We start from the raw sequence: 11,685 nt of genomic DNA, 5'->3' as shown, positions 1-11,685 counted from the left end.
TCAGTCCAGCACCCGCACCGGCAACGCCCCCAGCGCCCCGCGCAGCGCCGCGGCCAGCTCCTCGTACTCCGCGGATCGTGCCGCCCCTGCCCGCATCGCGAAGGCGACCCGGCGGCTCGGGGCCGGCTCCGCGAAGGAGCCGGTGAGGAGCTGGCTGCTGCGGGTGGTCTCCAGCTTCAGGGCCGTACGCGGCAGCAGGGTGCAGCCGAGGCCGCCGGCGACCAGCTGGACCAGGGTGGACAACCCGGCGGCCGTGGTCGTCACCGGGGCGTCCGCGCGGCCCGCCTCCCGGCAGATGTCCAGGGCCTGGTCGCGCAGGCAGTGCCCCTCGTCCAGGAGCAGCAGGTTCAGCTCCTTCAGCGCCTCGCGCGGGATGCCCTCGCGGCCGCCGAGCCAGTGGTCGAGCGGCGTGACGAGCACGAAGTCCTCGTCGAACAGCGGTAGTTCGACGACTCCGGGCACACCGAGCGGCACCGCCAGCAACAGCAGGTCGAGACGGCCGGAGCCCAGGCCGTCGATCAGGCTGGCGGTCTGCTCCTCGTGCACCTGGAGGTCGAGGTGCGGATAGCGCTCGTGGACCAGCCGCAGCACGGTCGGCAGGAGGTACGGCGCCACGGTCGGGATCACGCCGAGGCGCAGGGCGCCCGTGAACGGCGCCCGGACCGCCTCGGCCTCCTCCAGCAGCGCCCCGACGGCGTCCAGCACCGCCTTCGCCCGTACGGCGAGGCGCTCACCGGCGGGCGAGAGCAGCACCTTGCGCGTCGTACGCTCGAGGAGGGTCACCCCGAGGGTCTCCTCCAGCGCCGAGACCGCGCCGGACAGGGCGGGCTGGCTCATCCCGATGGCGGCCGCCGCGTCCCGGAAGTGCAGATGCTCGGCCACGGCGGCGAAGGCACGCAGCTGTGCGAGGCTCGGCTGCCTCCGCTTGCCGTTACTCACGGTCACTGATAACTCCCTCCGATCAACATGACCGAGTGTAGCTATTTCACTAATCAATGCACCCTGTGCCAACATCGACAAAGTCCAACCCATGGGAAACGCCCTCAAAAGGGGTGTTCCTCGCTGCAAGGAGAGCGTGTGCTCACTGTCGGTGACAAGTTCCCCGAGTTCGAACTGACCGCCTGCGTCTCGCTGGAGAAGGGCAAGGAGTTCGAGCAGATCCACCACAAGTCCTACGAGGGCAAGTGGCTGGTCGTCTTCGCGTGGCCGAAGGACTTCACCTTCGTCTGCCCGACCGAGATCGCCGCGTTCGGGAAGCTGAACGACGAGTTCGCCGACCGCGACGCCCAGATCCTCGGCTTCTCCGGTGACTCCGAGTTCGTCCACCACGCCTGGCGCAAGGACCACCCGGACCTGACCGACCTGCCGTTCCCGATGATGGCCGACTCCAAGCACGAGCTGATGCGCGACCTGGGCATCGAGGGCGAGGACGGCTTCGCGCAGCGCGCCGTCTTCATCGTCGACCCGAACCGCGAGATCCAGTTCACCATGGTCACCGCCGGCTCCGTGGGCCGTAACCCCAAGGAGGTCCTGCGGGTCCTGGACGCCCTGCAGACCGACGAGCTGTGCCCGTGCAACTGGACCAAGGGCGAGGACACCCTGGACCCGGTCGCGCTGCTGGCCGGTGAGTGACCCATGTCGCTCGACTCGCTGAAGTCCCGCGTCCCGGACTACGCCAAGGACCTGAAGCTCAACCTGGGCTCGGTCATCGGCAACTCCGACCTGCCCGCGCAAGCGCTGTGGGGCACGGTGCTGGCGACCGCCATCGCCTCCCGTTCCCCGATCGTGCTGCGTGAGCTGGAGCCGGAGGCGAAGGCGAACCTCTCGCCGGAGGCGTACACGGCCGCCAAGTCGGCCGCTGCCATCATGGCGATGAACAACGTCTTCTACCGGACGCGCCACCTGCTGTCGGACCACGAGTACGGCACCCTGCGCGCGGGCCTGCGGATGAACGTCATCGGCAACCCGGGCGTGGAGAAGGCCGACTTCGAGCTGTGGTCGTTCGCGGTCTCCGCGATCAACGGCTGCGGCATGTGCCTGGACTCGCACGAGCAGGTGCTGCGCAAGGCGGGCGTGGAGCGCGAGGTCGTCCAGGAGGCGTTCAAGATCGCCTCCGTGGTGCAGGCCGTGGGCGTCACCCTCGACGCGGAAGCGGTTCTCTCCGAGTAGTCCGGCCGTCGCTCAGGGAACCCCGCTCACCCTTGGTGCGCGGGGTTCTCGGCGTTCTCATCCGCACCGGGGGCCGCGCCCTGGCCCTCCTGCGCATACTGCCGCAGATACCCCACCACCGTGTTCGTCACCGCCACCAGCGGTACGGCCACCACCGCGCCGCCGATGCCGCCCACCATGCCGCCGGCCGCGACCGTGAGGACGACGGCCAGCGGGTGGACGCGGACAGCGCGGCCCAGGATGAACGGTTGCAGGACGTGGCCCTCGATCTGCTGGACCGCGAGGACGACGATCAGGGTCATGACGGCCGTGAAGACGCCCTGGGTCACCAGCGCCACGATCACCGCGAGCGCGCCGGAGGCGACCGCGCCGACCAGCGGGATGAACGAGAACAGGAAGATGAACACGGCCAGCGGGACGGCCATCGGCACGTTGAGGAAGTAGATGCCGATGCCGATGAAGGTCGCGTCGATCAGGGCGACCAGGACCGTGCCGCGGACGTACGCCGTCAGGGTGCGCCAGGCGCGCGGGCCGGCGCCGGCGATGGCCGGGCGGGCCGCGGCGGGCACCAGCTTCAGGAACCACTGCCAGATGCGCTTGCCGTCGTAGAGCAGGAACAGCGTCGAGAAGAACACCAGCAGGATGCTGGTGAGGAAGTCGACGATGACCTGGACGCCCTCCAGTCCGGCGGACGTTATCTGGTCGGTGTTGGCCCCGATCGCCTCGCGCAGGTTCTTGGCGATCTGGTTGATCTGCTTGTCGGTGACGTGGAAGGGGCTCTTCAGCAACCAGTTGCGCAGGTCGTCGATGCCGTGCTGGATCTGGTTGGAGAGCGTGTCGATGTTCTCCATGACCTGCCAGGTCACGAACCAGCCCATCAGCCCGATGACGACGAACCCGCTGATCGCGGTGAGCGCGGTGGCCGGACCGCGCGGCACCCCGCGGCGGGTGAGCCGGGCGACCGTCGGCTGCAGCAGCGCGGTGACGAGCAGGGCGATGACGAAGGCGAAGACCACCAGCTGGACCGCGCTGATGACCTTCATCAGGACCCAGACCGTGCCGGCGAGGACCAGCAGCCGCCAGCCGGCCTCGGCCGCGACCCGCACCCCCCAGGGCACGGCCGCGGCGGGGTCGGGGCGGTGAGCGGCCGGCGGTGCGGGCCGACGGGCGTGCGGTACGGCGGGGGCGGCCGGCTGCGGCGGGGTCTGCACAGGGGCCGAGGGCGGGGTGTCCGAGAGCACTGGAGTCTCCGCGGGCGCCGGGGTCCGAGAGGGCTCCGGGATGTGCTCGCGCTCCACCTCCGCACGCCGCTCGTCCAGGCGCTCGCTGATCTCGGTGAGACCGGCACCGAGCTTGCCGAGCCACCCTGGCACTCGCGACATGATGCGTCCTCTTCCCCCGCGTCCCCGCGTGCTCGCCACCTCTCCTCCCCCTGGAGGCCCGGGTACGACCGTACAGGGCGAAAGCCCCTCACCTATGGACGGGGAGGGGCTGCGCGAGGTTGAGCGGGACCGGCCGGGTCTAGTACCAGTGGTTGGCGGCCCAGAACGACCAGGCCTGGCAGGGGCTGCCGTACCGGCTGTTCATGTAGTTGAGGCCCCACTTGATCTGGGTCGCCGGGTTGGTCTGCCAGTCGGCGCCTGCCGAGGCGTACTTGCCGGCGGGCAGGGCCTGGAAGAGGCCGTAGGCGCCGGAGGAGGCGTTGACCGCCTGGTAGTTCCAGCTGGACTCGTTGTTCACGATGTTGCTGAAGCACTGGAACTGGTCGCCGGCCACCATCTGACGCGCCATCGCCTGGATCTGCGCGATGGTGTAGCTGCTCTGGACGGGGAAGCTGGAGGAGTCGCGGGTGCTGTCGCGGCTGGCCGCCGTCTTGGCCTCGGCGCGCGCCTGGGCGTCCTTGGCCGCCTGCTCGGCCGCCTGCTTCTTGGCGATCGCGGTCTCCGCGGCCGCCTTGCGGGCCGCCTCCTCGGCGTCCTTCTTGGCGTTCGCGTCCGCGGCGATGGCCTGGGCGTCGGCCTGCTGCGTCAGGGACGCGGACTGGACCTGGGCCTGCTGACCCGCGGGTATGTCCGCGAGGAGCGTGGTGTCGGCTGCCGTCGCCTCGGCGTCGTTGTTGTTCTGCGCGACGCTGCCCGAGGCAACTCCGACGACGCTTCCGACGGCGGTGACCGCGGTGGCCGAGGCCACTGCGAATCCCCGGACCGAAATCCGGCTCACACGGTTTCCTTCCAGCATCGCCCGCTTCGGTGACCCTGGCGGACGCAATCGTGCCCCTGGCACTGGCCTCCCAACTGCGGGGTCACGGGAGGCACGGGCCCGGTGGGCAACTCCCCCTTCGGGGAGCGCCGCGTAGTGCTCGGGCGGCATACGACGAACTCTATGGAGTTGGTGGTGCTGCTGTGGTGCTGTACCGCTGGGGGAACAGGTGTGTCGTATGCGGGGCCTGACAGGACTGAGACTCTGCCGTAAGCGGACGCCGGGTGGCAATTCTGTGTTGCGTGTGAAAGCTCACATCCCGTTTGGCCCTGGGGATTTCCGGAAAGCTCCACACGCCGAGGCGCCGCCCGGCTAGGCTCTTGGCCTTTGCCGGACGGCGCCAACTGCCGTACGGGTGGGGTCAGATGTGACCGTCTTCCAGCATTTCGGTCACAAGCGCCGCAATCTGGGACCTCTCGGACCGGGTCAGCGTGACATGGGCGAACAGCGGATGCCCCTTGAGCTTCTCAACGACGGCGACCACTCCGTCGTAGCGACCCACGCGCAGATTGTCCCTTTGTGCCACATCGTGGGTCAGAACAACCCTTGAATTCGCGCCGATTCGGGACAGAACGGTGAGAAGCACATTCCGCTCGAGCGACTGCGCCTCGTCCACGATCACGAACGCGTCGTGCAGCGAGCGGCCCCGGATGTGGGTGAGCGGGAGGACCTCCAGCATGCCGCGCGCGGTGACCTCCTCGATGACCTCGCGGCTGGTGACCGCCGACAGCGTGTCGAAGACGGCCTGCGCCCACGGGCTCATCTTCTCCGCCTCGGTGCCCGGCAGATAGCCCAACTCCTGCCCGCCTACCGCGTACAGCGGCCGGAACACCATCACCTTCTGGTGCTGGCGGCGCTCCAGGACCGCCTCCAGGCCCGCGCACAGCGCCAGCGCCGACTTGCCGGTGCCGGCCCGGCCGCCCATCGAGACGATCCCGACGTCCGGGTCGAGCAGCAGGTCGAGCGCGATCCGCTGCTCGGCACTGCGGCCCTTGATGCCGAACGCCTCCCGGTCGCCGCGCACCAGGCGGACGTTGCCCTCGGCGGTGACCCGGCCGAGCGCCTTGCCGCGCTCGGAGTGGATCGTCAGCCCGGTGTGCACCGGCAGCTCGGTGGCCTCGGGGACGTAGAGATGCCCTTCCTCGAAGAGGATGTCCACCTGCTCGCCGGAGAGCGTCAGTTCGGACATTCCGGTCCAGCCGGAGTTCTCCGTGATGGCGAGTTCGGCGCGGTACTCCTCGGCGAGCAGGCCGACCGAGGACGCCTTGATCCGCAGGGGCAGGTCCTTCGACACGACGGTGACGTCGTACCCCTCGGCCTGCAGATTGCGGGCCACCGCGAGGATGCGGGAGTCGTTGTCCCCCAGGCGGTAGCCGGTGGGCAGCACGCTGGGGTCCGAGTGGTTGAGCTCGACACGGACGGTCCCGCCCAGCTCCCCGATCGGGATGGGGGCGTCGAGGCGACCGTTCTTCACCCGGTAGTCGTCCAGCAGGCGCAGGGCCTGGCGGGCGAAGTAGCCGAGCTCCGGATGGTGCCGCTTGGCCTCCAGTTCCGTGACCACCACGATGGGGAGCACGACCTCGTGCTCGTCGAAGCGGGTCAGGGCGTTCGGGTCGGCCAGCAGGACGCTGGTGTCGAGAACATAGGTGCGCCGGTCTGGCTTGTGGCGCTTTGCACTGGTCACCACGGAAGGACGTACCCCCTCGGATGAGGTCGGGGAGCGACGAGATCGAGCTGGACCGGTCGACGGCCGCGATGCGTGCGCGCGGGCCGAGAACCGGCCCTCCGCGTCTGCTTCCGTGCAGTGAGGGCACGGTCGGGCTGGTGCAACGGGCCTCCCGGGCGGACGGCCCCGTGCCGCCCGCTGAGATCCGACACCCGTGGTTCGGGTGTCGACCTGACTGGCTTATGCCCTCGAACATGCACCGCCATGCAAAAGTGGCCACCGGCGTGCCGGTGAACTCCTCGTTACGTCCGCCCGAATTCCGGGTATGCCGAACGCCCCGTCGGCGCGGTGGCCGGCGGGGCGTCGGTGTGGCGGTGATGCTCAGCCGCCGTAACGGCGGTGACGTGCGGCGTAGTCGCGCAGGGCGCGCAGGAAGTCGACCTTGCGGAAGGCGGGCCAGAAGACCTCGCAGAAGTAGTACTCGGAGTGCGCGGTCTGCCACAGCATGAATCCGGACAGCCGCTGCTCGCCGCTGGTGCGGATGACGAGGTCCGGGTCGGGCTGGTCGCCGGTGTACAGATGACGGCCGATCATGTCGATGTCGACGGACTCGGCGAGGTCCTCCATCGTCACGCCCTTGTCGTGGGCGTCGAGCAGCATGGAGCGTACGGCGTCGGCGATCTCCTGCCGCCCGCCGTACCCGATCGCGACATTGACCACTATGCCGTCGATGTGGGCGGTGGCCTCCTCGGCCTCCTTCAGGGTGCGCTGCATGCCGCCGGGCAGCAGGTCCATCGTGCCGACGTGGTGCACGCGCCAGCGGCCGTCGGCGGCGAGCGTGCGGACGACGTCCTCGATGATGCCGAGCAGCGGGACGAGCTCGTCCTGGGGCCGGTCGAAGTTGTCCGTGGACAGCAGCCACAGGGTGACGACCTCGACGTCGGTCTCGGAGCACCAGCCGAGGAACTCCTCGATCTTGTCCGCACCGGCCCGGTGGCCGTGGACGGTGGTGGAGCCGGACGCCTTCGCCCAGCGGCGGTTGCCGTCCATGATGACGCCGATGTGCTTGGGCACCTGAGCGTGGTCCAGGTGGCCCTCCACCCGGCGTGCGTAGAGCCTGACGAGCAGGCTGCGCAGGTTGTCGCGCAGGTTCACGTGGCCCTCCGGGGGTGGCGGGGATCGGGGGTGCGGGAGGTTGTTGAGCCTACCCCCCGCCGGGGGCCGGGTCCCGGCCCGGGGTTTGGGGATCGGGGTTCGGGGGCTCGGGGATCCGTCGTCGCGTCCGGGTCCGTTGCGGCCGGCCGCTCCCCCTGTCGGCCACGGCCCCGCGCCCCTGTAGAGGGGGACGCTCGCCGTGCGCCGAGAGGTTCCCGGAGCCCCTTGCGGCGATCCGCCGGCGGCGGCATGAAAAACGGGCCGGTCCGTGGGGGGGAGACGGACCGGCCCGAGGGGGGGTTTCCACCATAACCCTTCGTAAGGGATGGTGGGTGCATTGGCGGGACACAACTACTCTCCGGAATCGCCCGGCGACGCCCCGATGGCTGCGGAATGCCGGATTCAGGGGTGCCGCATGGCCGGTTCACAGCGGATTCCCAGGGAAAACCGATCAGATACGAAACAGTTCGTAGAGATCCGACCCGCTTACGCCATCTTGGTGACATTTCGGCGAGTTGCCCCGGGGTCCCCCCGACGGGCTACCCGGTCAGCGAACGGTGACTTGACGGCTCCGCTACGGCGGCCCGGAGGATCGCCGGGTTTCAGGGCACCGCGCAGCCCCCTCCACTGCGCGGTGCCACCCGCGCGGGTTTGCCTGCGCGAATTAACTTGGTCTGAACTTATGTGAAGGATGAGGCTGATGTGAACCGCACCGGATAACGATGTGGAAACCGTCGGCGAACTGCGGGTGAATCAGCCGGGCTTGCGGACGTCGAAGAGGTGCCGGGTGCTGTGGGCCACGAACGGCCCCTCCGTCCCGATGCGCTCGTGCAGCGCGCGGAGTCGCGGCTCGTAGGCCTCGACCGTGAAGCCCGGGACCATCCACACCACCTTGCGCAGGAAGTGGACGACGGCGGCGATGTCGTGGAACTCCATCCGCAGCCGCTCCGCCCGCAGGCCCCTCACCTCAAGGCCCGCCGCCTCGGCGTCGGCCCGCTCACGCTCGGGGTCCCGGCCCGAGCGCACCTCCTCGGGCAGCGGCCCGAGGAAGTACTCCACCAGCTCGAAGACGCTGGCCGGCCCCACATGCTGGGCGAAGTACGTGCCTCGCGGGCGCAGCACCCGGGCGATCTCGTCCCAGTACGGCCGCACCGGATGCCGGCTGAGCACCAGGTCGAACGTCTCGTCGGCGAACGGCAGCGGCGCGTCGTCCGGAGCGGCGACGACCACCACTCCGCGCGGCCGCAGCAGCGCGGTGGCCCTGGCCACATTCGGCGGCCACCCCTCCGTGGCGGCGGCCAGCACCGGCCGGGCGGGCGCGGCCCTGCCCAGCGCGAAGTCCAGCACCTCACCACCGCCGGTCTGGACGTCCAGCACGGCCTCGGCCCGGGCCAGCCGCTCCCCTGCCGACACGGCGTACCCCCACGAGGGCCGCTCCTCACTGGCCCGCCCCGCGAACCACGAGAAGTCCCATCCCTCGGTGGGCACGGCGGCGCCCTCGGCCACGAGGTCCTCGAAGGAGCGGTTCGCTGACATGCCGTCCATGATCCCAGGGCGCTGCCGGTGCGGCCTGCTATTTTCCGCCCGCATGACGACATACTCCGCCGGAGAGAAGCAGACCCTGCACGCGAGCCTGAACCGGCACCGGGACGCCGTGCTGTGGAAGCTCGACGGCTTGGACGACGAGCAGCTGCGCCGGCCGATGACACCGTCCGGCACCAACCTGCTGGGCCTGGTGAAACATCTGGCCGCCGTCGAGTACGGCTGGTTCGTGGAGACGTTCGGCGGCGAGGCCGAGCCCCTGTGGTTCGATCCGCACGACGACATGCGGGTCACCCCCGAGGAGACCACCGAGCGCATCGTCGCCTTCTACGGCCGTGCCCGCGCCGCGGCCGACGCCGTGATCACCGCGCTGCCGCTGGACGCCCAGGGCAGCCCGGCCTGGCGGGACATCACCGTGACCCTGCGCTGGACCCTGGTCCACATGGTGGAGGAGACGGCACGGCACGCCGGCCACATGGACATCCTGCGGGAACTGATCGACGGGGCCACCGGGGACCATCCGCCGGTCACGGGCAGGAACTGAGCAGGGCGGGGCGGCCGGGGCGGCCGGGGCGCGTCATCCACGGGGGCCGGTCAGCGCCGGGGCGCCGAGGCCGTACGCCGCCTCGGCGGTCGGTGCGGCGAGCAGCCCCGTGTCCAGCAGCCGCCGGGACTCCCGCGCGCCCGCACCGTCCGCGCCCCGCTCCGGTCCGGTCCGTACCGCGCCTCCCACAGCCGCATGAGCAGCGCGCCGAACCGGGCGAGCGGCCTGAGCGGCCCCTCCAGCGGGCCCTCGCGGCACATGGACCTCTTCCTAGTGGGGAGGACGTGGGGTGACAACCGGTTCTGGCCGACGGAGAGTTGTCGGCACCGAGGGATCGCGGGAGGGGACGGACATGGGGAGACGCCGGCGGGACGGGGTCGGGAGACTGATCGTGCCGCGGGGTGAGGGACCGGAAGACCCGCTGGTCCTCCCCCTGGAGATCGCCGCCTCCTACCGGGCCCGGACGAGGGGTCTGCTGGGCCGGGACTCGATCGCCGGGGCGATGCTGCTGTCACCGGCGAGCGGTGTGCACACCTTCGGCATGCGCATCCCGATCGACGTCGCCTACCTGGACCGCCACCTGACCGTCCTCGCCGTCCACACCATGCCCCCGGGCCGCCTGGGCCTGCCCCGGCTGCGGGCCCGGCATGTGCTGGAGGCGGAGGCGGGGGCGATGGCGGGGTGGGGAGTCAAAGCAGGAGTTCGGGTCGCCGTCGAGACCGAGTAGAGACAGGGAGGTGACGAGGCCGACTACGGGTGGCGAGTGATCGGTCTGAGCCAGCGGTGACCGTGTGTCCCGCCTGTCACGCTGCGTGTTCTGCGAACACCACGGTGTTCTGCCCACCGGAAACAACATGCAGATCCACAGTGACGTCGAGCGCCGTGGCCAACCTCACCAGCAGGTCCGCCGTGACGGGAAGCATGCCTCCCAGCTCCACGGCCTCCACTTCATCGACGCTCATCCCGAGACGTTCACCCAGAGCAGACTGCGACAGCCCGAGGACAGCCCGGCGGTCGTACACCAGCTGCCCCAGCGCGTGGGCCAACCGGATCTGCTCACGCTCCGCGACCACTTCGGGCGGCTCGACGCCGCCCTCGGCAGTCTTCCGCTGCCGCGACAGCTTCCACCGGGTGTGGTTCACAGCTCCTCCCGGAACTCACGAGTGAACTCGTCGTGCGCGGGTCCATGCTCAGCCTCGCACAGCTCCTTGGCCAGTCTGGCGCGCTTGACCTCTCGCTCCTCCCTCATTCTGGTCTTCCGAAAGACCGTGAGCAGGACGATCCGCCGACCTGACGCCAGCCAATACGTCACCCGTATGGCCTGGCCACTCAGGATGAACCGCAGCTCACGCACGCCTTCCCCCAGATTACGAGAGTGCGGCTCGCCCAGCGTCGCAGCGTACTGGGCGAGCAGCTCGGCCTTCTCCTCCACCTGGCGGTAGTGCTGCGCCGACAGTCCCTCCAGCCAGGACCGCACTTCCGGCTCCAGCTCGATCACATACGACTCGGTCACACCGCGAACGTAGATGCTTCCCCGAAGCCAGCCCTCCGCTTCGCGGGTGCAGTCACCCACACGTGCGTCCCTCAACTGCATACGCGCAAGCCCCCACACGCGGCATCTCCAACATCGAAGCGGGCGTTCGAACCATCAGCCCGGATCGCCTGAGGACGCTCGCCTGCAACTACGACTGCCGTGACCAGGCGTACGTCGAGGCGCTGGTCAGCATGGCGGGTGACCGTAGACGTGGGTGGTGGGAGGCCTATCGGGGGCAACTCCCCGCCGGCCTCCTCGATATCGCAGAACTCGAGTGGCAGGCCAAGGGGGTGCGGGCCGGCCTGGCAATGCACGTACCCGGCCTCCTTCAGACCGACGCTTATGCCCGCACCCTGTTCGCGGCCGCGCTTCCTCCTCTCGCGCCGGCGGAGATCGAACTGCGTGTATCCCTCCGCATGCAGCGCCAGCAGGTGCTGTACCGAGAGGACCCGATCACGTATGTCGGCTATGTACACGAGGCCGCCCTGCGCGTCGAGTTCGGTGGTCGCAAGGTAATGCGCGCCCAGCTCGAGCACCTGTGTGACCTGTCCGAGCGTGAGAACATCGACGTGCGAGTGATCCCGTTCACGGCGGGGGCGTTCCCGGGCGCGGGGCAAGCGGTGATCTACGCCGAAGCATCGGTACCTCAGCTCGATACCGTGGAACTCGACTCAGCCCATGGTCCCGAGTTCTTGCACGGCCAGTCCCAACTGGACAAGTATCGCGCTCATTTGGACTGGATGGAAACAGCTTCCCTCCCGTCCGACGTCTCACGCGGCTTCATGCACAGCATCGCCAGCCACCTCTGAGGAGCCA

14 protein-coding genes are annotated in these 11,685 nt (G+C 69.6%); 5 read left to right on the top strand and 9 right to left on the bottom strand.

The annotated features are described in order from the left end of the window. Complete coding sequence (locus ACWC2T_RS23485; RefSeq protein ID WP_450672298.1) at window positions 1-945, bottom strand: LysR substrate-binding domain-containing protein; 945 nt, start codon at window positions 943-945, stop codon at window positions 1-3. 132 nt (window positions 946-1,077) lie between these two features. On the opposite strand from ACWC2T_RS23485, the gene ACWC2T_RS23480 reads away from it, so the two are divergent. Further along, window positions 1,078-1,632, top strand: coding sequence for a peroxiredoxin (locus tag ACWC2T_RS23480; protein WP_055704786.1), 555 nt, complete (start codon window positions 1,078-1,080; stop codon window positions 1,630-1,632). A gap of 3 nt (window positions 1,633-1,635) precedes the next feature. Then, window positions 1,636-2,169 carry an alkyl hydroperoxide reductase gene (locus ACWC2T_RS23475; protein WP_450672297.1) on the top strand — a complete coding sequence of 178 codons (534 nt, stop codon included), beginning with the start codon at window positions 1,636-1,638 and terminating at the stop codon, window positions 2,167-2,169. A 26-nt stretch (window positions 2,170-2,195) separates the two neighbouring features. Here ACWC2T_RS23475 and ACWC2T_RS23470 read toward each other — a convergent pair whose 3' ends face one another. The 5 genes from ACWC2T_RS23470 to ACWC2T_RS23450 all read right to left on the bottom strand — a co-directional run bounded on the left by ACWC2T_RS23470 (window position 2,196) and on the right by ACWC2T_RS23450 (window position 8,785). Continuing rightward, window positions 2,196-3,551: an AI-2E family transporter gene (locus ACWC2T_RS23470; protein ID WP_450672296.1), complete on the bottom strand. Its 1,356-nt coding sequence runs from the start codon at window positions 3,549-3,551 to the stop codon at window positions 2,196-2,198. Between the two features lie 139 nt (window positions 3,552-3,690). Then, on the bottom strand, window positions 3,691-4,389 hold the full coding sequence (locus ACWC2T_RS23465) for an aggregation-promoting factor C-terminal-like domain-containing protein (RefSeq protein ID WP_450672295.1): 699 nt from the start codon (window positions 4,387-4,389) through the stop codon (window positions 3,691-3,693). A gap of 400 nt (window positions 4,390-4,789) precedes the next feature. Next, entirely contained in the window at window positions 4,790-6,115 is a 1,326-nt protein-coding gene (locus ACWC2T_RS23460) for a PhoH family protein (RefSeq protein ID WP_450672294.1), read from the bottom strand. A 360-nt stretch (window positions 6,116-6,475) separates the two neighbouring features. Further along, entirely contained in the window at window positions 6,476-7,249 is a 774-nt protein-coding gene (locus ACWC2T_RS23455; RefSeq protein ID WP_450672293.1) for an isoprenyl transferase, read from the bottom strand. A 753-nt stretch (window positions 7,250-8,002) separates the two neighbouring features. Beyond that, complete coding sequence (locus tag ACWC2T_RS23450; RefSeq protein ID WP_450672292.1) at window positions 8,003-8,785, bottom strand: methyltransferase domain-containing protein; 783 nt, start codon at window positions 8,783-8,785, stop codon at window positions 8,003-8,005. Between the two features lie 52 nt (window positions 8,786-8,837). Here ACWC2T_RS23450 and ACWC2T_RS23445 point away from each other — a divergent pair, with 52 nt between their 5' ends. Next, window positions 8,838-9,335, top strand: coding sequence for a DinB family protein (locus ACWC2T_RS23445; protein WP_450672291.1), 498 nt, complete (start codon window positions 8,838-8,840; stop codon window positions 9,333-9,335). Window positions 9,336-9,368: 33 nt separating this feature from the next. Here ACWC2T_RS23445 and ACWC2T_RS23440 read toward each other — a convergent pair whose 3' ends face one another. After that, window positions 9,369-9,524, bottom strand: coding sequence for a hypothetical protein (locus ACWC2T_RS23440; RefSeq protein ID WP_450672290.1), 156 nt, complete (start codon window positions 9,522-9,524; stop codon window positions 9,369-9,371). 163 nt (window positions 9,525-9,687) lie between these two features. Between ACWC2T_RS23440 and ACWC2T_RS23435 the strand changes: the two genes are divergently transcribed. After that, window positions 9,688-10,062, top strand: coding sequence for a DUF192 domain-containing protein (locus ACWC2T_RS23435; protein WP_450672289.1), 375 nt, complete (start codon window positions 9,688-9,690; stop codon window positions 10,060-10,062). Window positions 10,063-10,138: 76 nt separating this feature from the next. Here the strand turns inward: ACWC2T_RS23435 and ACWC2T_RS23430 are convergent, their stop codons facing one another. After that, on the bottom strand, window positions 10,139-10,477 hold the full coding sequence (locus ACWC2T_RS23430; RefSeq protein ID WP_450672288.1) for a helix-turn-helix domain-containing protein: 339 nt from the start codon (window positions 10,475-10,477) through the stop codon (window positions 10,139-10,141). Next, window positions 10,474-10,848, bottom strand: a complete 375-nt coding sequence (locus ACWC2T_RS23425; RefSeq protein WP_450672287.1) for a type II toxin-antitoxin system RelE/ParE family toxin — start codon at window positions 10,846-10,848, stop codon at window positions 10,474-10,476. The genes ACWC2T_RS23430 and ACWC2T_RS23425 overlap by 4 nt, the downstream gene beginning before the upstream one ends. A gap of 62 nt (window positions 10,849-10,910) precedes the next feature. Between ACWC2T_RS23425 and ACWC2T_RS23420 the strand changes: the two genes are divergently transcribed. Beyond that, on the top strand, window positions 10,911-11,678 hold the full coding sequence (locus ACWC2T_RS23420; protein ID WP_450672286.1) for a DUF5753 domain-containing protein: 768 nt from the start codon (window positions 10,911-10,913) through the stop codon (window positions 11,676-11,678). Window positions 11,679-11,685 lie beyond the last annotated feature (7 nt).

This window comes from Streptomyces sp. NPDC001393, from assembly GCF_053597455.1.
This window is presented reverse-complemented; position numbering and strand designations above follow the sequence as displayed.